Origin of the sequence: Paenibacillus tundrae (assembly GCF_030812775.1) — a bacterium.
Taxonomy (GTDB): Bacteria; Bacillota; Bacilli; order Paenibacillales; family Paenibacillaceae; genus Paenibacillus; species Paenibacillus tundrae_A.
Genome location: NZ_JAUSTI010000006.1, coordinates 311,571 through 333,553 on the forward strand (window position 1 = coordinate 311,571; position 21,983 = coordinate 333,553).

Below are 21,983 nucleotides of genomic sequence, written 5' to 3' on the forward strand. Positions count from 1 at the left end.
TTTCATATAGCTATAGCATCGCCCAGCCTACTTTATACAACAGTTGGTTTAGCAGGGGTGTTTCCTACAATATTGTCCTCGGTAGGAGCAAGTTGTGGCTTCGTTTTGCCATATCGAATGAAGATCCACACTCCAAATAGGATGAACACGCCGGCAGACATCTGCAGTGTACTCAGCGATTCGCCAAGCAGCATCCAGGCCAGCAAGGACGAGAAAACAGGCTCCCCAAGTACCCCCATGGATACCGTCGTTGCATTCATATATTGAAGTAGCCAGTTGAAGAGATAATGTCCGAAGATGGTTGGCACAATGGCAAGCAACAGGAAGATTCCCCACTCGGTTGCCGCATAACCACCAAAGGCATGACCCTGGATTAGATTGTATACAGCTAGTGTGCAGGCAGCTACGAAGAATACCCAGAAATTATAGGAAAAGGCGCTAAGCCCTGATCGCAAAAACTGACCTAACAGCATGTGTACCGCTACAGCAATGGTACCGAGCAACGAGAGAATATCCCCTTGAAGTGCGGTTCCAGCCAACTGGAAGTCTCCTGCGCCAATAGCGATGGAACCGAGCAGTGCGATACCCATTCCGATAATCATCATGCGGTTCACTTTAGCCTTGAACAGCCAGATGGAGCCAGCCAAGATTAGAATCGGTTCGAGCGCTAGAATCACGGTTGAGCTGGCAACACTTGTTAGGCGCAGAGAGCCCATCCAGAGCAGGAAGTGAAGTGCAAGCATAACGCCAGAAGCGACCAACAATGTCCATTGTCTGAAGTTAAGACGTAACATTTCATGTCTGTACTTCCAGATAAACGGAAGCATCAGCAGGTTAGTAAGGAATAGACGATACATGGCGATTACCGCAACATCTGCGGAAGACCAGCGTACAAAGATAGAAGAAAACGAGATGGCGATAATACCGACAAAGAATAACAGATAGATGGATCTGCCGGTATGTTTCAAGCTTGTCATGGGTGTAGCTCCTTCTTGAAGTCAAATGGCGTAAATGAATCCATTATACAGGAGAATGATTCCGCAGGAAATGCATCATGTGAAAATAGATAAGTAGATTGTAACCGAGCTTGTAACTATTCTGTCATTCTCCCAAAGGGCTTTTCTATTAATCTTCTATATAGAGACATGAAACGATATAATATACCAAGATTCGGGAAAAAATGAAATTAAGGAAGTGGCCTGGTAGTGAAAGTAGAGCAGACAGCGGGAAAGAACGGCGCGATCTCGCAGACAACAAGCCGAATGAAAACGCACAAACGTAGACGAATCCGGTATGGGAGACTTAGTGCAGCGTTGCTGATTCTTGTAATGCTGATAACCGGTTTAACATATATTTTCATTGGAATGACACATTGGATCAAAGATTACATTGCACCCCCACCAATCACGGCCATTGAGCAACCGACGAAGCTTGGCATGATTGCAATGACTCCAGATGTGAAGGAAGAGCCTGTGAGGTTCCAAGGTCAGGTTCGCAAGCTGGCATACATAACTTTTGATGATGGACCAAGTGAACATACCGCAACACTGCTGGACATTTTGAAGCAACATGAGGCGAAGGCTACTTTCTTCATGATCGGACGACAGTTGAATCAGCACAAAGAGGTGGTCGAACGGCTTGTAAAAGAAGGTAGCTATCCCGGTCTTCATAGTATGACGCATAACTATAATAAACTGTATAAGAGCGGTAGTTCCTCGAATTTTGTCAAGGAGTTTAAGAAGGAACAGAAGATGGTGCAGGAGCTGATTGGTTTCACACCTCATCTGATTCGCGCCCCTTATGGCAGCAGCCCACAGATCGGGGAGAAATTCCGGGGAGACATTGCGGCAGCCGGATTCAAAATGTGGGATTGGACCACAGATTCCCTGGATTGGAATCTGCCTGGACAGCCAGATAAGATTGTAGATCGCGTCAGCAATAGCGTACATCGGGATAAAGAAGTCATTCTTATGCATGAACGTGAACAGACCGTACAGGCATTGCCTCGTATTTTGAAAATGCTAGAAGATCGAGGTTATGAGTTTGAGGTATATGACCCGAGTGCGCATTGGATTGCTAATTTTAGCGGAGATACGCGTTTATAATCGTACCTCAAAAGTCCGCTTTTGATTACTTACGAAGGATGCCTAACAGCATCTCAGCGTCGAACATGAAATTAGCAGAACTAATCACTATCATATGATGAGAAATGGCATAACAAATGCAAAAGGGAGAGAGTCGATCAGGTGCTTGGCAGAACAAAGACAATGTGGACAGCAGTCAGCATAGGGCTGATCCTGCTTCTAACCGCCTGCGGACAGCCGCAGGAACCAGCGGCGAATCAGGTGAATCAATGGCTTCAGCATGATCAGGGGATCGATGAGAGCCTGAAGGAGCTTTCTCGTCATGAGCGGGAAGACATGGAGTTATATACGGAGATTTTGAGTAAGGGCAAGAACAAAAACAGCCATATTGAGGATCTATTGGACCAGGCAGCCCAGCACATTAATGAGCGTCGGAAATTGCTGGACGAGGCTGATTCGGTCATGAAGCAGACGTTGGAGCAGATCGATAGTCTTCGAACGTCTCTAGATGAATTATCTTTTGAAAAAGAAGAAACGTTGGCTCAAGCACAGGCTGTACTGGATCAATATCAGGTAAGAGCGGCTACGTTCGACGGATTCGTTGCGTCCTATAAACAGAGCTTGGATGCAGAAGAACTGCTGTATTCGATGATGAGAGCCGATGTTAAGCCGAACCTTGTGAAGATTAAACGAGCGATTCGAGAGCGGAATGCGCAATATGTGCAAGTTGCCGAGTTCAGGAAGCAGTTCAATATCCAGACCAAAACCTTTAACAGTGCGAATGCCAAGCTTGTGGAGATGGATCAGGCAAGCTAAGCGCAGTGAGATGCTAGTCTGCTAGAGTATCCTTTTGATTGAGTATAACGTCAGTGGTGTAAGTACTAGTAAGTAGCTCAGTTAAATGTCAAGCAACATGGACAAGCATCATTGCGTATAAGCTAACGGAGGTGTTCATATGCGAAGTACAATGAATATTAGTGCATCAATTCTAGTTTTAATGATGGGATTCTCACTCGTCGCCTGTGGTAACAGTAATCCGGCGGTGCAACCACCTACCAACAATACAGGGGAACAGACACCTGCGCCTGCACCGGAGGAGCAACCTGCAGAGGGTGATGTCATCGAAGCGGAAGGCATCCTTACAGGTTGGGCGGATCCTCATACGGTAGAGATTCGGGTGAATGATGAACCGATGTCATTCCAGGTAGAAGAGAGTGTTCAGCCCTTATTCGACGATATAGATGATGAGGATCCCGTTCGTTTCAAGTATGTAGAGAGAACCTTTGCGGGAGATACGACGATCAAACAACTTGTAGTCAAGGAAATTACGAAGGTTGAAGTAGATGACGATCGTGCGAGTACTGGTGCTAATGGTATGTCGAATCGTCCCAAGACGTCTGAGTTAGAAGTGACTGTGGAAGGAATGACAGAGAAACGTCCCGTCACGCTGGCACAGGGTAATGGATATTCGTTGTATGTTTTTGAACCGATGGCATTCGACGCAGATGAGAATGAATTGACGATGAAGATTGATCCTGATTATGAGGTAGAGATTGAAAAGTTGCCTTCTGACTATAATCTGGATTTCTTGAGAATGGATGCAAAAGAAGAGCTGTCAGAGACTGGAGAGGTTAAGGAATTAACCAAGAAAGAGCTTAGCACGGGATCGATGAATGATGCTCAGCTATACATGATGTCTCAGAATGATAAGAAGACAGAATATTATATTGTGAAAGAGCTGGATGGAAACGGGTTTATCTTCCGTGTGAATGCACCTATCGGTGAGCCGTCTGAAGGGTTCTTGCCAATGGCATATGCATCTTTGAATTCCATCATGAACGAAAAGGTTTCTCCTAAATAAAGATACAAACATGATAAAGCCGGAAGGGACTATGCTTAAGCGCATGGGCTCCTCCCGGCTTTTGCTTTTCTTTGTTCTAAGGCCTTAGTTCTGAGCCCTTGTTCTATTCCTATCAAGAATGACCTAGACATCAATATCTGATCAAGTCAAAATAGTAGCTTCCTTGCGCCCTTTGATATCTTCATAACGGGCGACAACTTGCCCATGAACGGGATGTGCGTCGGGAATACCCATGCGTTCGCGAATAAAGGCAGAGACGCCGTCCTCACGAATCATGTGTTGGAGCTTCATGGCTTCCTCGTCTCGTTCATAGTTGAACAACATCGCGGCTGCCATAGCGGAAGTTAAATGAGGAATGGCTATTCCGAATTCACTGGCCTGCATCGCTGGGCGAACAAGCCGGTCGTAAGGCGATAACTTGCGAAGAGGTGAGCGGCCGACCCGGGTCACCTGATCTGTCAGGTTCGGATTGGCAAAGCGTTCGAGAATGGTATCGATGTACCTGCTATGCTTCTGTGGATCGAAGCCATGTTTCTGGATGAGCATGGCTCCGGTCTCTTCCATGACATGACGAATTTTCTCACGAAGAGGTTTGTGACTCATGACCTGTCGAATGGTCTTGAATCCTTCGAGATATCCGAAGTATGCCGCAACACAGTGTCCGGTGTTGACGGTAAACATTTTACGTTCAATATATGGCTCAAGAGAATCAACGTAGTGTACACCTTTAATTTTCTTGAATCCATCCAATAATGCAGAGCGATGTACAACCCATTCGTAGAACGGTTCAACCGTCACCTGTAAAGGATCTTGGTGATCCTGAGCAGGTACGATCCGATCTACAGCCGCATTAGGGAAGGCAACATAGCGCTCGGCTTTTTGGCGAGTCTGTTCATCAAGTAAAGGGTAGATACGCTTCTTAAGCCGTGTACTTCCTCCAATAGCATTCTCACAAGCAATAATATGGAGCGGAGCGGGGTTGCGTTGTTGCATGCGGAGGTGAATGCCCTTGGCAATCGGTTCAGCGATATCCTCAAGTGCTGATACACCAACTGCCGTGGTTATCAGATCAGCCGAGGCAATATGCTCGGCTACTCGATCCTGTTCGCCAACGTTGATGGCAGTTACATTATTCACAATCGTTGTATCCTGATCACGATTTGCAAGTGTAATCGGATACTCTTTCCTCTTCTGGAGCATGGAGATTTTCTTCGGGTTACGTGCGACAAAGCAGACTTCGTAATCGGAAGCGGACAACATATGACCGATAAAACCGCGGCCTATATTGCCCGCACCAAAATGTACAGCTTTCATGTGTGAACTCCCCCTTTTAATCATTGAAATGAAGCAGCATTCGTTCAGACTTAAACGGTAGTGACGAGTGGCTTCGAGATCAGATCATTAAATTCGAGGTCGGTCAGGCAGGATAGCCGTTGGTGAGGCATGTCGAATTCGAGTGTCCCGGTAATGGTATTGGAGATAACGACACAGTGAATACCTGCCGCAGCAGCTGCACGCGCGCCGTTAGGTGAATCCTCAATCGCGACGGCTTCGTCTGCAGTTACTCCAAGGGCTTCAAGGGCTTGATTATATAATTCTGGATCCGGCTTTACATTGGCTACATCGTCAGCTGTGCGGATGACTTCAAAATAATCTTTAAGCTTCAGTTGTTCGAGGTGTTGCTCAACCCACTCGCGCTTCGAGCTGGACGCAACGGCCAATTTCAATCCTGCTTCGCGTGCTGCATCGAGGTAGTTCTGGATACCGGGTCTGACTTGTTCTTTGTTCATCAGTGCTGCGTGATGCAACTGAACGGATTCCCTGAACGCATCCCGATCGATCGGAAGATTCAAATCTGTTATTAAGTACTCATAGGGATTAAATGTTTTTAGACTGGTACCAATGCATTGTGAATACATCTCCAGGGTCAGGTCAACACCATGTTCCTTATAGGCATCTCGAAAAGCGACATACCATGCTGTTTCTGTATCAATAATCGTTCCGTCAAAATCAAAAACCAGTGCCTTAATCATAAATTTGTTTCCTCCTGTTTCAGAATTAGTTTGGGTTTGGAATAAAATGAAAACTTTCTGCAAATTCATTCCCTGTATTATTTAAACCGCGGCATGTTAGTTGACGCAGAAAACAGGTAAAAGTAATAAAATTGGAAAATAATATGCGCTGTATTGAATAAAACCGTAACATAGGACAAAGTGAAGGGTCAAGCGCGTTATGAATGTTTACATTGAAAATTTGCACATGAATGACGTGTTTTCAGAAAATAGAAAAAGTCATAAACCGTTATGCCTTTTGCATGTAAGCGGTGTACTGGAAAAACTGTATTTTCAGTTTACTGTTTTTAAACTTTTTTTATGGATTATTGGATATGACAACCGTTCAACAGGTTTCGACACTTTTATAATAGAAGAAAGGCAATTGAACTAAGGGTAAATACGTGCGGAATATTAATCTTTTTGCGCCATACTGAGGCATGTGTCAAAATGAAAGAAGTTAATTTAGGTTGAATGATGCATGGAAGAGGAGAGGAATGGCTGATGCTTGATCAAGATCGCTTTAATGGAACGTTCATTGGACTAGCCGCAGGTGATGCACTCGGTACAACTGTGGAGTTCAGTCCCCCAGGTACGTTTGTACCGATGACGGACATGGTGGGTGGTGGCGTATTTGGATTAGAGGCTGGGCAGTGGACAGACGATACGTCTATGGCACTATGTTTGGCGCAAAGCTTAATGCGAAAGGAAGAGTTTGACCCTGCAGATCAGATGCGAAGATATACGAACTGGTACCAAGTGGGATACATGAGCAGTACGGGAACATGCTTCGATATTGGCGGGGCGACGCGGAACGCCTTGGAACGATTTGCAGTGTCAGGAGAGCCGTATAGTGGATCAACGAATCCGAATACGGCAGGCAATGGCTCCATTATGCGACTTGCTCCAGTAGCGATGGCCTATGCTAACCACCCGGAAGAAGCGGTGCGGTATGCCGAGATGAGTTCTCGAACAACACATGCCACGACCGAAAGCGTAGAAGCCTGTGGTGTGTTGGCTGCGATTCTGGTGGCTGGACTTCAGGGAGCGAGCAAAGAAACCATGCTGTCCCCAGTGACCATTCGTCAGTGGCGGGAAACGAAGACATTTTCCCCTGGCATAGAGGAAGTGGTGGAAGGGTCTTATCAGCGCAAGGAGCCACCCGAAATTCAAGGGAGTGGTTATGTCGTTCGTTCGCTTGAAGCGGCTTTGTGGGCATTCTATAAATCTTCTACTTTTAAAGAAGGAGCACTCTTGGCAGTGAACTTAGGCGATGATGCGGATACTACTGGAGCTGTGTATGGGCAAATTGCCGGTGCGTATTACGGTCTCAGCGGTATTCCGATCCAATGGCGAGAGAAGCTGGCTATGCAGGAAACGTTAGATGAGGTAGTGAATGGGCTGTGGCATAAAGCGAATAAAAGCCAAAATCACGGGTGAGATCCTGTGATTTTGGCTTTTGTTTGTGTTATATGACATCAAGCGTATAGTGAAGGTAGAAGAAGAGATAAATAACAGCAGCTCCTATGCCAATGCCAATCGTGGTTCTATGTTTCCTTTTTATGACGAAGATCAGCCGCAGAATAAATAGAACCGGAAGAGCTAATGAAATAATCCAATGTGTTAGAAGCATATCAGTGTAGTCTTCATGTACGTATGTGGCGAAGATGATAAGTGCTAAATTGAATAACTCATCCCGTTGCCGGATTATGGTGGAGATCACAACAAGAACAACAACGTACACGGGGATGATATACGCACCCAATAACTGTTCAACCGCAGATTGGGAAGTTATCTGTTCTAACATGAATGAACTGAGAAGTAGGAGCGCAAAAGAAACAATGGTGAAATAATACCAAATTTTGTTCTTCAGAGGTTGAGTATTCATGTTAGATCCCTTTCGCATTGGATAATAGTAAGCCCGGTCATGACTTGATCATTAATATTGATGATTAAATCGATTTAAATTTTAATAGATCACATGACTGGAATTTTTAGAGTACTGTGAGTCGACGCTAACGGTAGCGTATGGGTATTCTGTCCAAGGTACCCACAGGGTGTCTTCTCCCTGGGAGGAGTTGTAACTAATAATTCTAGATGCTCCCGTAGATGCTTCAATCTTACGGATTGTTTCAGACGTCATATATGAATCAATCGTGTTGAGAACACCTACTGCTGAAATAATATGACCGATTACAGGGAATTTGGCAGAGATCGGCCAGCCTAACAACGCCGTCATCACATGCTGCCAAGTAGTCAGGTTTCCGCGCAACTTTTTGTCTATAATATCTGCTGTCACTGTAGGTGGTAAGTATTGCACTCGGTGAGTTGCGATATATCTACTTCCTAGGTAAGACTGTGAGTAATCCTCTCCACCTCTCTTCATCAATACTTGTTTGGTATTAGCGGTAGCGGCTTGTGTAGCCTGAGCTTGCGTTGTTATTCCTTCGTTAGGCATAGTGTTATATTCGTTCTCGATAAGGTTAGTAAAATAGTCAATGCTCTCTTGTGATGCATTCTGATTCTCAAGTTGTTCTCTAGCGATATCTAAGACCTCTTCTTTGGTTAGTTGCTTAGAAGAGTCGTTTACTGTGCTTAAGCTTTGTGCTGCATCCACATCCCACCAATTCTCTTCAATTGTTATTTCGTTGTTAGCTGATTCTTCGGCACTTGCTTGGGGATGCTGGAAAGTTCCTAATACAACAGTGGCGAACATGACAAAAGCCAAAAATACCTTAAATTCTTTTCTTATCAATGTGTAATACCTCCTTATGAATTCATACCAATTAAACATATGCTAAGGAGTATTTCAACAAAAAATGGGATAAAAGGTAAGTATGACCTATACTTAAAAGGCAGATTTAAAACTAAAGTCCCACAGCTTCTCTATGTCCCTATAGCGCCTGAATACCGAGAATTACTGTTCAGGATTAGAGCATGGCGGTATACTATATAAGTTGTGTTTATAGAGATGTGCAAGGTTTCATCATGTTAAACGGATAGGAGAAGAGACATCGTATGAGTAAGACAGAGAGCAAGAAGGCGCAAGCTTCGCCATCCAATCCACGAGGTGCATTTCCATTGTCCTTGCTGTGCCTCACTGTAGGTGCATTTGCGATTGGTATGACCGAATTTATCATTATGGGATTGTTGCCAAACGTGGCGACAGATCTGAATGTAAGCATTCCACAAGCAGGCCAACTTATTACGGGATATGCGCTTGGTGTAGCTGTAGGTGCACCAATATTAACGGTGTTTACACATAAAATACCGCAAAAGAGATTGCTTGTCCTATTAATGTGCATTTTCATTTTAGGCAACGCTTTGTCTGTTATAGCACCAACCTATGGGTTACTAATCTCCGCACGTATTTTGACGGCATTTGCGCATGGTACGTTTCTAGGTGTGGGGTCGATTATGGCAACGAAGCTGGTTGCTCCAGAGAGAAGGGCAGGAGCTGTATCCGTTGTGCTCGCAGGACTTACGATTGCGAATATCATTGGCGTTCCATTTGGTACATTTATTGGTCAACAATTGGGATGGCGATCATCGTTCGGTGCGATTACAATCCTAGGTATCATTTCGTTAATTGGGATCATTCGCTTTATTCCGGTTATCCCACAAGGGGCTCCGGCGAATCTGATGCAGCAGTTTCGCAACCTGATTCGCCCGCAGGTATTATTGGTTCTGCTTGTTGGTGCGCTAGGATGTGGAAGTCTCTTTGCCGTGTTCACGTACATTACTCCAATGTTAGTGGATATTAGTGGGTTTGCAGAGCAGAATGTAACCTGGATTCTTGTACTGTTCGGCGTAGGTGTTACCCTTGGCAATATGGTAGGTGGACGTCTGGCGGATTGGAAGCTGATGCCGTCACTAATAGTTAATTTCGGTATACTCGCTGTACTTCTCGCTCTACTTACGTTCACGCTAGAGAATGCTACTCTTGCAGTCATTACAATATTTTGCTGGGGTGTCGCGGCCTTCGGTATTATGCCAGGATTGCAGATTCGCATTATGAACCTGACGCGAGAAGCGCCATTGCTTGCTACGACGTCAAGTCATTCAGCCTTCAATCTGGGGAACGCCTGGGGTGCGTACTTAGGTGGCTTCGCAATTACCCATACGGGGCTGGGTTCCGTACCGCTCTACGCAGCCGTTATTGCAGCCTGTGGATTATTAGGGTTATTGATTAGTGTAGGAATGGATCGGAGAAAACGGTTGATTGATAAGTCGGAGATGGTAGAAGTTGCATCGGCGAATTAAATAAGAAGTTTATGCAACTGGAGCGTGAGAGTAAGTTTAAGTGAGAGTGTAAGTGTAAGTCCATATGATCGTTTACCAATCTGCGTGGTGAGCATAATGATCATGATATAAAAGCAAAACCTCTGTTCACACATTTTGGATGTGGAATGGAGGTTTCTTTATATGTCGTTGTAGTGTATCTGACCCTGTCTAATCTAACTCACGCAATTTCAATCAACGTAATTTCATTGGTGTCATTATCAGTATGGATGATTTATTATTTTTGTAATAAATTCTCCCAATTTCTAGGGAAACCTAAAAGCGTTATATCCACTTCATTGTAGGCCTCAATTAACGAAGAAAGCCCGGTTACCCAAGAGACCCAAATTGGGCGGTCGTTTACCAGATACTTAGAATTGTAAATAGCTCCATAAAGGAAGGCTCTGTCCAAACCCAAGCTCTCATCAGTTCGTGTGTATCGAATGGTGACAGGTATACGATAGTTAAATAGTCTACTGTAATGGGCACATCTATTCCTGAATACCGTTAAGACGTGGAACCAGTTTTCAAGCTCCTTGTAACTTATGTTGGTAGAAGGATAATATTCACGAGCAATAGACTTCTTGTCAGACGTTTTTAAATTCTTATAGAGAGAAGACATCATTGAAATAGTACTTACCTCAAAGGCTGCCCATATAGGGTATCTATCTTGATAATTTTCTCTATGATGAGCAATGAGCACTTCTTTACTCTGTTTTTGGATGCATCTCTGCAAGTCCTCAACAAAGCGTTGGTGGAAAAAAGGATTTACAAAATTAGAGCCATCCAAATAACCCTGAGATCCATAACTGTGAGCGAGCTTGTAAGAGAGTTGGGATCTTAAAGCTATCTCGATGTATTCAACAATCTTCATAAAATGATTTCTAAGGGCTGCATCAAACAGATAATGTTTATAGACCTTATTAAAGGTTGTTCCTTTAATATAGTGATCAGTAGTGTCTTGTTTAAATGTAAGTGCGTAAGCAGTGAATCTATAGTAGTGTATTCGTTTTAAGATAGTAATTGCTTCTGATTCATTTTCTATTAACATTTCTCGATCTTTAAATTTCTGAATTTGTTCCTCATATGTAGTAGGCGCTTTCAATTCACGTTGCTGAATCTCGTCTGACAAGTGAAAAACCTCCATAACGCAAAAATGTCTCGCCCTGTTCCACATGCATAAGCAGAGGTGCGGGCGAGATCTGTTACCAATATTATACGAAATTATGGCTATTTAATCAACAGTTAAACATAAATTAGTAAGCCTTAATTAAAACTGTCTGTCACTGAATTTATCTGAGCACTTCAAAAGAAACGCGTAGTTCGTAACCTTCCCACGTTGTATAATGAAGCAATTAATAGTTATTGATGAAGTTGCATGTCAGACAATGGATGAACAAACAAGCCTAGACAAGACAACAAGGGCTTAAACTACATAGGTTTTACAGGAGGGTAAGAGATGAGAAAAGATGATTTTGGAAATCGGATGAAGGGGTATGAAAATACATTCAGACAAACCCTCCCTCAGCGGCTGCCGATTATTATTCGAATCGATGGATGTCACTTTCACACGTTTACACGTGGATTGAAGAAACCATTTGATGAAGCATTGACAGGGGCTCTGTGGGAGACTAGTAAATACTTAGCGCAGAACATTATGGGGTGCAAATTAGTGTACCATCAGAGCGATGAAATATCTCTTTTGTTGACGAACTACGATAAATTAACAACGAAATCATGGTTTGAAAATAACTTGCAAAAGATGGTTTCCGTATCTGCCTCGATGGCAACCGCCAAATTTAATGAAGTGATCCGTGATCATTATCCGAACAAGCCTCTTGCCACGTTTGATAGTAGGGCTTGGGTGCTTCCACCGGATGAAGTGACCAATTATTTTCTCTGGCGCCAACAGGATGCAACGAAGAACAGTATCTCTATGGTAGCTCAAGCTCATTTTCCACATAACGAGCTACAAGGTCTAGATGGGAAAAGTCTGCAGGATAAATTATTCCTTGAAAGAGGGATCAATTGGAATGACTTACCGATCTGGCAAAAACGTGGGGCCTGTATAACCAAGCAATTTTACAAAAAGGGTGAAGCTACGCGGAGCAAATGGGACGTGGATTTTGAAACGCCTATCTTTAGCCAGGATCGTGAATACATTAATCAATACGTTTATCTACAGAAGGATGAGTAACAGTGGAATGTATAATTTTTGTTGGAATACAGGCCTCGGGAAAATCGACATTTTATCAAGCAAACTTCTTCAAAACGCATATGCGAATCAATCTGGATATGTTGAGAACGAGACATCGTGAGCAGATTTATTTAACCGCTTCGCTTGAGGCCAAACAACCCTTTGTAATTGATAATACGAATCCCACGATCGAAGAACGAAAGAAGTATATCGATGCAGCCAAGAGGAACCGATTTAAGGTTGTTGGTTATTATTTTGAACCTGATTACGAGTTGTCTTATGCGAGGAATGAACTGAGAGAAGGAGCCGCTAAGATTCCAGAGGTTGGACTCAAAAGCACGATGAAGAATCTGCAAATGCCTACATACGCTGAAGGGTTTGATACGTTGTATTTAATCCGTTCCGTGAATGGAGAGTTTGAGGTTGAGCAGATGTAAGTAGGTATGTATGCAAAGGGAGCTATTCGGGCGCAGTTTTAAAGCACCTGATAAGCTCCCTTTTGGTTACAATGCAGAACCTGACTTCGAGGGTGAAGAAGTTTCTAACTCTTTTGTTTATAGAACTCATGATATAGCTTCATGAGCGCCCTTTTCTCAATCCGCGACACATAAGAACGGGAGATGCCCAGTTCCTTGGCGATTTCACGCTGGGTTCGCTCTTCACCACCTGCTTCCAGACCGAATCGGCCAATAACGACCTCTTTCTCCCGATCATCGAGAATATCGAGATTGCGATAAATTTTGCTTTTCTCAATTTTGAGTTGAACCCGATCTACGACATCATCTGCTTCTGTTCCTAGGATATCTATCAGTGTAATTTCATTGCCTTCCTTATCCGTACCGATGGGATCATGCAGGGATACGTCTTTACGTGTTTTTTTCAGGGAACGGAGATGCATTAGGATTTCATTTTCAATACAACGAGCCGCAAACGTAGCAAGCTTGGTTCCTTTTCCTTGCTGGAAGCTTTCGATAGCCTTGATCAAACCGATGGTTCCGATTGAAATCAGGTCCTCCTGATCTTCGCCCGTATTATCAAATTTCTTAACGATATGTGCGACGAGGCGCAAATTGTGTTCAATCAACAGATTTCGAGAATGGGCATTGCCTTCAGCCATGAGGCGTAAATGTTTGGCTTCGTCGTCCTCAGCGAGTGGCTGAGGGAATGCATTATTTTTGACATACGAGACGAGCAACGTCAACTCTTTGATGAATAGGGCAATTGCAGTAAACAATCCGGGCACAGATGACACCTCCTGCAGTTTTACAACGATCTGGCCTGAGCACATAAGGGAACAGGGTCGATTTATTGTATGTAGGCTGTTGCCCAGAAGTGCACGTACACGTGAAAAAGGGTTTGAATCTCCAAGCAATCTTTGATATTTCTGCAGAAGGGATTCGACAGTCTTAAAAAATAAAAAATCAGGGATTGTATTCTGCCCAGATTATTATATGATGGGGTATAACTATTTTAGCAACTTAGAGAGCATGAGCAGAAAGAGAGTGGTTGAGTACGATGCAAGAAGAAACATTAACGCGGGGGTTAAAAAATAGGCATGTGCAGCTGATGGCCATCGGGGGAGCCATTGGTACGGGACTGTTCCTAGGGGCAGGCAAAACCATTCAATTGGCCGGACCGTCGATCCTACTTGCCTACATCATAACAGGGATCGTGCTGTTCCTGATTATGCGTGCTTTGGGAGAATTGTTATTAAGCAATTTGAACTATCATTCATTTGTGGACTTTGTGCGCGATTATCTTGGGGAGATGGCGGCATTTGTCACTGGATGGACCTACTGGTTTTGCTGGATATCGATTGCGATGGCAGACGTTACAGCGGTTGGGCTGTACACACAATTTTGGTTTCCGAACATTCCTCAATGGATGCCAGGCTTAATTGCACTAGTCCTTCTGTTGATTATGAATTTGGCTACAGTCAAATGGTTTGGGGAAATGGAGTTCTGGTTTGCCTTAATTAAAGTGGTTGCCATTGTGGCGCTGATTGTTATTGGACTCTTCATGATTGTCAAAGGATTCTCTACGGATCTAGGTCCAGCAAGCTTTACAAATATCTGGAGTCATGGTGGACTATTCCCACATGGGTTACATGGGTTTTTACTATCGTTCCAGATGGTTGTCTTCGCCTTTGTCGGTATTGAACTTGTAGGGCTTACAGCTGGGGAGACAGAGAATCCAGAGAAAGTCATTCCTAAGGCCATCAACCAGATCCCGATTCGGGTGTTGTTATTCTACGTTGGCGCCTTGTTGATTATTATGAGTATCTATCCTTGGAACGCGATTGTGCCGAGTGAGAGTCCATTTGTGCAGGTATTCGCTGCTGTCGGTATCGCAACAGCCGCAGGAATTGTAAACTTTGTCGTGCTTACGTCGGCGGCTTCAGCATGTAATAGTGCCATTTTTAGTACAAGTCGCATGGTATTCTCGATGGCCAAGGATCGCAATGCACCCTCTGCATTTGCACGTGTTAACCGGAGAAAGGTACCGTCCAATGCGCTATTTTTCTCGACGTTGATTATTCTGCTTGCGATTATTTTGAATTATGTCATGCCTGAAGGCGTATTTGTACTAATTACGAGTGTGTCGACCGTTTGCTTTATCTTTGTGTGGGGCATCACCGTAATCAGTCATCTGAAATATCGACGTACTCAGCCAGAACTTGCTAAGCGTGCGAAGTTTAGATTGCCGTTATATCCTTTCTCGAATTACATCATTCTCATTTTCCTGGTCTTTGTTCTGGTGATCCTCGGATTCGCAGAAGATACCCGGGTAGCGTTGTTGGTAACGCCGGTGTGGTTTATTCTGCTGGTGGGCGTATATCTTGTGCAGAAGAGAAGACGTGGTGTGAAGTAAGAGTTGATTGGTGGAACAGGGCGTAATGTAAAAAAAGTAAACAGTAAATTGTATAGTTGGAGTAACAATTGGGTTGTCTCAAAAGTCATCTACATGATGACTTGGGGCAACTTTTTTTATTGAGTGTTAATGAACAATTCATAAAAACTCCAAAAATGAGTTCGAACCAATCAATTAAGCAACTAGGATGTTGGTGGGAGCGCAGAAGTATATGGAGTAGCCTAAATGGTTCTTTATGAACAAAGAGAGAGTCTGGGGACACTCGGAGTAAAGCAGACTTAGACAATTTCACACACCTGCGAGGACATTACCTTAATATGCAGGGGACGTAAAGTGAAGTGACCGAGGTGCGATAAGACGGTGGACTAGTCCATACTTGAGCGTGAGATGCGAAGTCAGACCCTTTGATCTAATGATGCACCCTCTCTAACGAACTCAGGCCGTCTTATTTGCGGGGAAATGAACTTCCGAAAATGCTAACGAATCGTTGACACGCTAATATACATTTCGGGTGCGAATATTAGATCTATTCCGTAGGATTTCGTCAAATAACGTTTCTCAGATTCGTTAAAATTTTCATTCCTTGAGATCAGACCTAATAAGGTCTCTCAGATTCGTTAGCGTCGTCGACGAGGGAAAGATGCTCGTTCATGGATATACTCATCCCCTCAAACCTAAAAAAGAGCAGTGAGATTTAAATCTCCTGCTCTTGTCATATAGCGATGTGTTGTCCAGCATATTAACTGATTAAATTCATTTCATAATATAGCTCTTTCAATCAAGATGAACATGCTTGTTATTGAATTGGGTTGTCATTCATTTGCTTCTGCATATTTTCGATACCATCGAGAATCTGATGCCCATAACCCCAGAACTGACCAAAATCAGTGACATAGATTTGTTTATTTTTAATCGCATTCATACTTTGCAAGGCAGGGTTAGCATACAGATTTTGAATCAACTTGTCGATGTCCGGGGAACCCGTATACGCAGACAACAGCAGGTAGTCTGGGTTAGCTGTGATCAGTTGCTCTACACTGACTTCACCTTGCACGCCATCAAAAGCATTCTTCAATTTCAGCAGGCTGAGCGCATCCAATTGATACGTATCGTTTTGCATGCTGCTAACTGTAATGGAATCTTCGGACGCAGGTACGATGTAAGCAAATGTATGCTCAGGCTGATCTGCAACACTCGCCTTGATTGCTTCAGCACGTGCTTTCAGGCTCTCGGTGAATGATGTAGCATTTTCCTGTACATCGAAGATCTGTCCGAGCTGGGCAATATCATTATAGAGGCTGTCCAATGTGCCTTTGTGATTCGTCGTTTGCAGGAATGTACGGATATTCATGTCGTTCAGTCCATCCACGGTACCCACGCCCCAGTCAGCATCTGCGAACAGGTCACCGCGACCCAACACGATATCTGGGCTTGCGCCTACAACGAGCTCTTTACCTACATAGTTTTCGGATAGGACTGGAATTTTAGCGAAATCGTCAGCAACATCTGGAGTCACAGCGCCATACAATGCAGCTACTCCGACCATTTTGTCTGTTAGACCGAGCTTGATTAACATCTCAGCCACAGATTGTGTGTTGGCTACAACGCGCTCAGGTGCTTTCTCGAACGTCTGGGATTTCGGTTTCCATTCTCCGCCTTCACCGGAGATACTGAAGTTTTCAATCGTCAGTGGATAGGTTGTTTTATTCGTCTCTCCAGCGGTAGTGGTTGATTCTGAAGTGCTGGTTGGGTTTTCACCTGATGCGGTGGTTTGCTCCGTATTGGAGGTTGTGGCATTGGAACAAGCAGCGAGAAGAAGTAGCATAAGACTTAGACAGGTAATGAGTACTTTCCTGGATGTAAATTTCATAATGAGAGAGAGCCCCTTTTCTGTAATGTTAATTGACAAAGATAATCATTCTCAATTATAATCCGAGAACATACTTTGTAAATAGCTAAATTCTTTTTATTTTATTTTCGAAGGAAATGATGGGGGACAAGATGGCACAGACCGTTCAGCTTCAGACACCGCGTGTGGGGAAAAAAGAATCTCGTATTCACAGTAAATCTGGCTTTGCATTATTAATCGCGCTTTTGATTGGTGTGATGGTTATTTCTGTTGGCGTTGCCGTATCCATCGGGCAGGTGAGTATCCCCCTTGCTGAATCCTATCGCATTCTTGTATTCAAATTGACAGGATTCCAGATCGGTCAAGCTCCGGTCGAGGCAGGATCATTTACCGATATCATCTGGCAGATTCGTTTTCCACGTGTTCTGATGGCGATGTTTATTGGTGCGGGTCTCGCGATGTGCGGTGCAGTTATGCAGGCAGCCGTACAGAACCCGTTGGCGGATCCATACATACTAGGCATATCTTCGGGGGCTTCACTCGGAGCAACGTTTGCGATCTTGATCGGGTTCGGTGCCATTAGTTGGTTAGGTCAGACAGGAGTGGCCTTCTGGGCATTTGCTGGAGCCATGGGAGCTTCCTTGTTGGTGCTAACCTTAGCAGGCATTCGAGGTAAGATGACCTCAGTCAAACTTGTGCTTGCCGGGATGGTTATTAATGCGCTGTGTACAGCCTTTTCTAACTTTATTATCTATTTTGCTAACAACGCTGAGGGAATCAAAACGGTAACGTTCTGGACGATGGGCAGTCTCGCTGCCTCCGGGTGGAATAAGCTACCTTTGATCGGCATCGTGGTGATTGTGTCGATTATGTTCTTCCTATTGCAATCCCGTGTGCTGAACACCATGTTACTGGGTGATGAAGCAGCAGTTACACTTGGCATTAACTTGAGCGTGCACCGTAGGCTCTACATGTTAATAACGGCACTGGTGACAGGGGTTATGGTGGCGAGCTGTGGCATGATTGGTTTTGTCGGCCTCATTATTCCACATATCGTTAGAGGTCTGGTCGGTTCAGACCATCGCAAAGTGATGCCGGTATCTGTGCTCTTTGGTGCGATCTTCCTCATCTGGACAGACGTTATTGCAAGATCTCTGATATCCAGTGTCGAGCTGCCAATCGGGATCATTACAGCGATGATCGGCGCTCCGATGTTTATGTATATGTTAGTCAAAAAAGGCTACGGTTTTGGAGGAAACTAGCAATGGAACTGAATGTAGAGAACGTATCCATCACGGTGCAGAACACAGATATTATTCGTAATATTTCTTTGCAGGTAAAAGAAAAGCAGTTCGTTGGCTTGATCGGTCCTAACGGTTGTGGCAAATCCACACTGCTCAAGAGCATCTATAAGGTCATTAAGCCCCAGCAGGGCAATGTATTTTTGGATCATACGGATATATTGAAGTCCAGTCCCAGAGTCGTGGCTCGGCACATGGGTGTGGTTGGGCAGTTTAACGAGTTGAGCTTTGATTTTACGGTGCGTGAGATGGTCATGATGGGACGAACTCCGCATAAGAAGTTACTAGAGACAGATAATAGACGGGATCTTGAAATTGTAGAGCAGGCTTTGGAAAAGGTACATCTAACCGAACACGCAGACCGTAACTATATTTCGTTGTCCGGTGGGGAGAAGCAGCGTGTTGTCTTGGCTCGTGTGCTGGCTCAGCAACCCGAATTTCTGATCTTGGACGAGCCTACCAATCATCTGGATATTAAATATCAGCTACAGATTCTCAATATCGTGAAAAGCCTTGATATCGGAATTCTGGCTGCGCTGCACGATCTTGAACTTGCCGCTTCGTATTGTGATCATCTCTACGTGGTGAAGCAGGGACAGATTGTGGTTCATGGTAAACCTGCCGATATATTAACCCGGGAGATGATCGGTGAGGTGTTTGAAGTGGATTGTGAAATCTATCAAAATCCCGTAACCGGTGGGTTGGGTATTGCCTATCTAAGCACCCGGTAAGCTCAAGAGAAGAAATTATGTTCATCTATGTGCAGCTAATCATTGTTTACGCTATGCTCACCGTTCTCGTATATAAAGTTTAGTTGAACATATATGGTTGAATGTGTCGTATGGAAAATAAATGCAAACCAGTTCTCTCCTAATTTCCGTGAGATGGCAGGTGTACAACCGGGTGAACGCATCGTAGGGGTATTGCATATTGGTTATCCCGAAGTTATTCCTCAGCCACGGCCACGAACTGCAGCGGAAGATAAACTAACGATATTTAATTAGCTGGAGCTGAATAAGCTTCGGCTTTTTTCTTATTTTAGACGTTATGTAGAAGTGATGGATGGACATAGTAGCACAACAAAAACCGTTCCGATTGCAATGTGGCGTTGCCCGCTGGAACGGTCTATTTGGTAAGACTAGATGAGTCATCGTAGCACAGGATCAACCGGCTGTTGATGCTCACCGCGACTGACTTCTTGGAAAATATCACTGGAATTATCCTGCTCTACTTTGGTATTCTGACCCTGAAGTAATAGCTCTAAATCGCCAATTGTGACTGGACGCGCATGTCGCTTCAATACATAACCTAATTGACCGTTTGGTTCTACAGTTGCCGTTTCCAGGTCTTCCACACTAGAGATGCCGCTTTGGCGCAGATGCATCTCTAACTGATCCACGGTATAACGCATCTTTTTCAAATTAGGGACGTTGATCTTGCCATCTTCAACGACAATTTTGGAGCTACCACTCATCAGCCGTTCGAAAAAATTGAATTTCAACTGAAGTACCTCTACAACCAATAAAGTCGCAATAAAAACAGCTGCGGATCCAATCGCTTTGCTAAGCTCATGATTCGCAATAGGCTGTACGATTGTCGTTCCGATCGAAATCATAATGACCGTGGTTGCAACACTCATCTGTGAGATGGACTTACGCCCCGCAATGCGCAATAAAAGCATGCCCACCAGAACAAGTAAGATCGATTTCCATATCCAATCCATGTACTTCGATCTCCTTTCCACTACAAGTCTTTTCCATCATAAGGATTAGCGTGTTCTGGATAAGGAGAATTTATGCAAATGGTAAAATACAAATCTACAATGTTCAACATGTTCTTTTTGCTTGGATATACGTTGCCTCATTCCCACTTCCTTATCGATTGGACGCTAACCTCTAATAACTCGGCTCCTGTTGTACAGTTCATTGCCTGGGAAATTTTAAGTTCAAACTGTTAGTGGAGATGTATTGTTGTTTATTATAAACAGAAAAATCTAGTATTCATTAATGCAATCATGATAGGGATAAGGCTTCATTTGTGAATAGAATTTGGAGAGTGATTGTATGTTTAGAATTATTTTGGAGACAGATGAGGGTAAGCAACTGGAGGAAATGCATAAGGAGAATAATGAAAACTATTTACCGCGAGAAGAAGAAGGTTTCTTCATTTTAGGCGAACTCTCAGTGCATAGTTATGATGTGTTCTCGTGCAAAGATATGGATCAATTGCAGTTGGAGCTTGAAAGATTAAGGGAAATACTTATACATCAGGATGATATAACTCACATAAATGAATTAATCGTGTTATCCGAAAAATGCAAATCAATTACAGGAAGTAGACTAATATTTACACCTTTTTAAATTTAAATGGTCTTTTCTAAAAGAAAATAATGTAACTTTGTCTGAAGTTCAGAACTACCAACAAAAAGAATGATTAAATAAACCTTCATGAAAGGAGATGCCATATTAATATGGATGACGAAGATATCCGCAAATTACCTGATCATTGTGCTGCCGACTTTTTACATACGCTGTTCCATGACGCACTTCAATATTTTGAGAACGGTACAAACGATAAGCAAGAGTTCTTACTGATTCTTAGCGAGCTAACTGATCGACAAGCGATGACGTATGAGTTACTAGAGAAGGAACTACGAGATAATATAGATCAGGTGCTTTGTAAACTGTGGAATACGGACTCCTATGATGAGGTAGACATCATGCTATCATTAGTAGTGAATTTAGGGTTAGAAGAATGCTTTGCACAAGTGCAAAATTCTTTACATCAGGACAATAAGCTAGATTCAGCCATTCGCAGTGAAATCGAAGAAACCATTGCAGAGGTTGGGGAACATATTGCCAATCCCCTTCATTCGTTAGAGAGGTATAGGCAATAGGCCTTTGCATTCGCTATGCAATAAATATGAGATAGGCTGGATGGTTGAAGTATACTTCATATGTTAACCTGTTTGCGGACACAATCTGCTGTATCAATCAATTTAGGAGTATCCTACAATTAATAAGGAAGGAATTAAACGAAGGAGATCCATATGGAGAAGAATTATCCTAAGTATGTTACAGGACATGCAGTAAGGAGCCTGTGCAGTAAATTAAATCTTAAATCACAGGGTGAATTTACACAGGACTGGGAGTATGAGGTTGCGGATGCTTCTAGGATAACTGAATTTCTGGATGCGTATGAACAATACCCATGGAATGTTGAAGAAAAGTTCGCGCTTATGATCATTATTATTGAATCTTGTAACGATGCTCTTGTGGAAGGAACGTGCGATCCAGAGATAATCCAAGCACTGAAACATCATCTCATTCTTGATGCGGACATTCACTACAATACGCTACGTTACTGGGCGCTATTAGACGAACCTGAATTGGACAACTGCTTCGCAATAACCCCCATTATAAGAGAGATCATATAATTACTTTTCTATGAACTACCATTAACTTTCAATCCACCCTGTAGTTCGTATA

Annotated in this window: 22 protein-coding genes; 13 read left to right on the forward strand and 9 right to left on the reverse strand. The window is 43.6% G+C overall.

Translation table 11 applies throughout. From position 1 onward, the window contains the following. Positions 1-32: 32 nt before the first annotated feature. Positions 33-977, reverse strand: coding sequence for a DMT family transporter (locus J2T19_RS13400; protein WP_307216434.1), 945 nt, complete (start codon positions 975-977; stop codon positions 33-35). Between the two features lie 228 nt (positions 978-1,205). Here J2T19_RS13400 and J2T19_RS13405 point away from each other — a divergent pair, with 228 nt between their 5' ends. The 3 genes from J2T19_RS13405 (at position 1,206) to J2T19_RS13415 (ending at position 3,945) form a co-directional block, all read left to right on the forward strand. Then, the gene (locus tag J2T19_RS13405) at positions 1,206-2,105 is read left to right on the forward strand and encodes a polysaccharide deacetylase family protein (RefSeq protein WP_307216436.1); all 900 of its coding nucleotides are present in this window, start codon (positions 1,206-1,208) and stop codon (positions 2,103-2,105) included. A 141-nt stretch (positions 2,106-2,246) separates the two neighbouring features. Further along, positions 2,247-2,900 (forward strand): YkyA family protein, encoded by a 654-nt coding sequence (locus J2T19_RS13410; RefSeq protein WP_307216438.1) that lies wholly within the window; start codon positions 2,247-2,249, stop codon positions 2,898-2,900. Between the two features lie 139 nt (positions 2,901-3,039). Further along, positions 3,040-3,945: a DUF8580 domain-containing lipoprotein gene (locus tag J2T19_RS13415; RefSeq protein ID WP_307216439.1), complete on the forward strand. Its 906-nt coding sequence runs from the start codon at positions 3,040-3,042 to the stop codon at positions 3,943-3,945. A gap of 141 nt (positions 3,946-4,086) precedes the next feature. Here the strand turns inward: J2T19_RS13415 and J2T19_RS13420 are convergent, their stop codons facing one another. Then, the gene (locus J2T19_RS13420) at positions 4,087-5,259 is read right to left on the reverse strand and encodes a mannitol-1-phosphate 5-dehydrogenase (RefSeq protein ID WP_307216441.1); all 1,173 of its coding nucleotides are present in this window, start codon (positions 5,257-5,259) and stop codon (positions 4,087-4,089) included. Positions 5,260-5,309: 50 nt separating this feature from the next. Further along, positions 5,310-5,978: an HAD family hydrolase gene (locus J2T19_RS13425; protein WP_056695690.1), complete on the reverse strand. Its 669-nt coding sequence runs from the start codon at positions 5,976-5,978 to the stop codon at positions 5,310-5,312. A gap of 519 nt (positions 5,979-6,497) precedes the next feature. On the opposite strand from J2T19_RS13425, the gene J2T19_RS13430 reads away from it, so the two are divergent. After that, positions 6,498-7,436, forward strand: a complete 939-nt coding sequence (locus J2T19_RS13430) for an ADP-ribosylglycohydrolase family protein (RefSeq protein WP_307216536.1) — start codon at positions 6,498-6,500, stop codon at positions 7,434-7,436. A gap of 28 nt (positions 7,437-7,464) precedes the next feature. Here J2T19_RS13430 and J2T19_RS13435 read toward each other — a convergent pair whose 3' ends face one another. Together J2T19_RS13435 and J2T19_RS13440 are read right to left on the reverse strand one after the other, a co-directional pair. Beyond that, positions 7,465-7,884: a hypothetical protein gene (locus J2T19_RS13435; protein ID WP_307216444.1), complete on the reverse strand. Its 420-nt coding sequence runs from the start codon at positions 7,882-7,884 to the stop codon at positions 7,465-7,467. 81 nt (positions 7,885-7,965) lie between these two features. After that, entirely contained in the window at positions 7,966-8,751 is a 786-nt protein-coding gene (locus tag J2T19_RS13440) for a hypothetical protein (protein WP_307216446.1), read from the reverse strand. 263 nt (positions 8,752-9,014) lie between these two features. On the opposite strand from J2T19_RS13440, the gene J2T19_RS13445 reads away from it, so the two are divergent. After that, on the forward strand, positions 9,015-10,259 hold the full coding sequence (locus tag J2T19_RS13445; protein WP_307216448.1) for an MFS transporter: 1,245 nt from the start codon (positions 9,015-9,017) through the stop codon (positions 10,257-10,259). A gap of 256 nt (positions 10,260-10,515) precedes the next feature. On the opposite strand, the gene J2T19_RS13450 is transcribed toward J2T19_RS13445, so the two are convergent. Beyond that, a complete protein-coding gene (locus J2T19_RS13450) occupies positions 10,516-11,409 on the reverse strand; it encodes an Abi family protein (RefSeq protein ID WP_307216450.1) in 894 nt (297 codons plus the stop codon). Positions 11,410-11,736: 327 nt separating this feature from the next. On the opposite strand from J2T19_RS13450, the gene J2T19_RS13455 reads away from it, so the two are divergent. Beyond that, positions 11,737-12,474 carry a tRNA(His) guanylyltransferase Thg1 family protein gene (locus J2T19_RS13455; protein ID WP_307216452.1) on the forward strand — a complete coding sequence of 246 codons (738 nt, stop codon included), beginning with the start codon at positions 11,737-11,739 and terminating at the stop codon, positions 12,472-12,474. A gap of 2 nt (positions 12,475-12,476) precedes the next feature. Further along, entirely contained in the window at positions 12,477-12,911 is a 435-nt protein-coding gene (locus J2T19_RS13460) for an ATP-binding protein (RefSeq protein ID WP_307216455.1), read from the forward strand. 104 nt (positions 12,912-13,015) lie between these two features. On the opposite strand, the gene sigK is transcribed toward J2T19_RS13460, so the two are convergent. After that, positions 13,016-13,717, reverse strand: a complete 702-nt coding sequence (sigK, locus tag J2T19_RS13465; protein WP_056695710.1) for an RNA polymerase sporulation sigma factor SigK — start codon at positions 13,715-13,717, stop codon at positions 13,016-13,018. Positions 13,718-13,989: 272 nt separating this feature from the next. On the opposite strand from sigK, the gene J2T19_RS13470 reads away from it, so the two are divergent. Beyond that, entirely contained in the window at positions 13,990-15,345 is a 1,356-nt protein-coding gene (locus J2T19_RS13470; protein ID WP_307216457.1) for an amino acid permease, read from the forward strand. A gap of 796 nt (positions 15,346-16,141) precedes the next feature. On the opposite strand, the gene J2T19_RS13475 is transcribed toward J2T19_RS13470, so the two are convergent. Further along, a complete protein-coding gene (locus J2T19_RS13475) occupies positions 16,142-17,215 on the reverse strand; it encodes an ABC transporter substrate-binding protein (RefSeq protein ID WP_307216459.1) in 1,074 nt (357 codons plus the stop codon). Between the two features lie 131 nt (positions 17,216-17,346). Between J2T19_RS13475 and J2T19_RS13480 the strand changes: the two genes are divergently transcribed. Both J2T19_RS13480 and J2T19_RS13485 read left to right on the forward strand, forming a co-directional pair. Then, positions 17,347-18,456, forward strand: coding sequence for a FecCD family ABC transporter permease (locus tag J2T19_RS13480; protein WP_307216461.1), 1,110 nt, complete (start codon positions 17,347-17,349; stop codon positions 18,454-18,456). Between the two features lie 2 nt (positions 18,457-18,458). Beyond that, the gene (locus J2T19_RS13485; protein WP_307216463.1) at positions 18,459-19,226 is read left to right on the forward strand and encodes an ABC transporter ATP-binding protein; all 768 of its coding nucleotides are present in this window, start codon (positions 18,459-18,461) and stop codon (positions 19,224-19,226) included. Between the two features lie 416 nt (positions 19,227-19,642). Here the strand turns inward: J2T19_RS13485 and J2T19_RS13490 are convergent, their stop codons facing one another. Then, entirely contained in the window at positions 19,643-20,218 is a 576-nt protein-coding gene (locus J2T19_RS13490; RefSeq protein ID WP_307216465.1) for a DUF421 domain-containing protein, read from the reverse strand. A 340-nt stretch (positions 20,219-20,558) separates the two neighbouring features. Here J2T19_RS13490 and J2T19_RS13495 point away from each other — a divergent pair, with 340 nt between their 5' ends. The 3 genes from J2T19_RS13495 to J2T19_RS13505 all read left to right on the forward strand — a co-directional run bounded on the left by J2T19_RS13495 (position 20,559) and on the right by J2T19_RS13505 (position 21,931). Next, a complete protein-coding gene (locus J2T19_RS13495) occupies positions 20,559-20,855 on the forward strand; it encodes a hypothetical protein (RefSeq protein WP_307216467.1) in 297 nt (98 codons plus the stop codon). Between the two features lie 110 nt (positions 20,856-20,965). Next, positions 20,966-21,391: a hypothetical protein gene (locus tag J2T19_RS13500; protein WP_307216469.1), complete on the forward strand. Its 426-nt coding sequence runs from the start codon at positions 20,966-20,968 to the stop codon at positions 21,389-21,391. A 153-nt stretch (positions 21,392-21,544) separates the two neighbouring features. Beyond that, a complete protein-coding gene (locus tag J2T19_RS13505) occupies positions 21,545-21,931 on the forward strand; it encodes a hypothetical protein (protein ID WP_307216471.1) in 387 nt (128 codons plus the stop codon). Positions 21,932-21,983 lie beyond the last annotated feature (52 nt).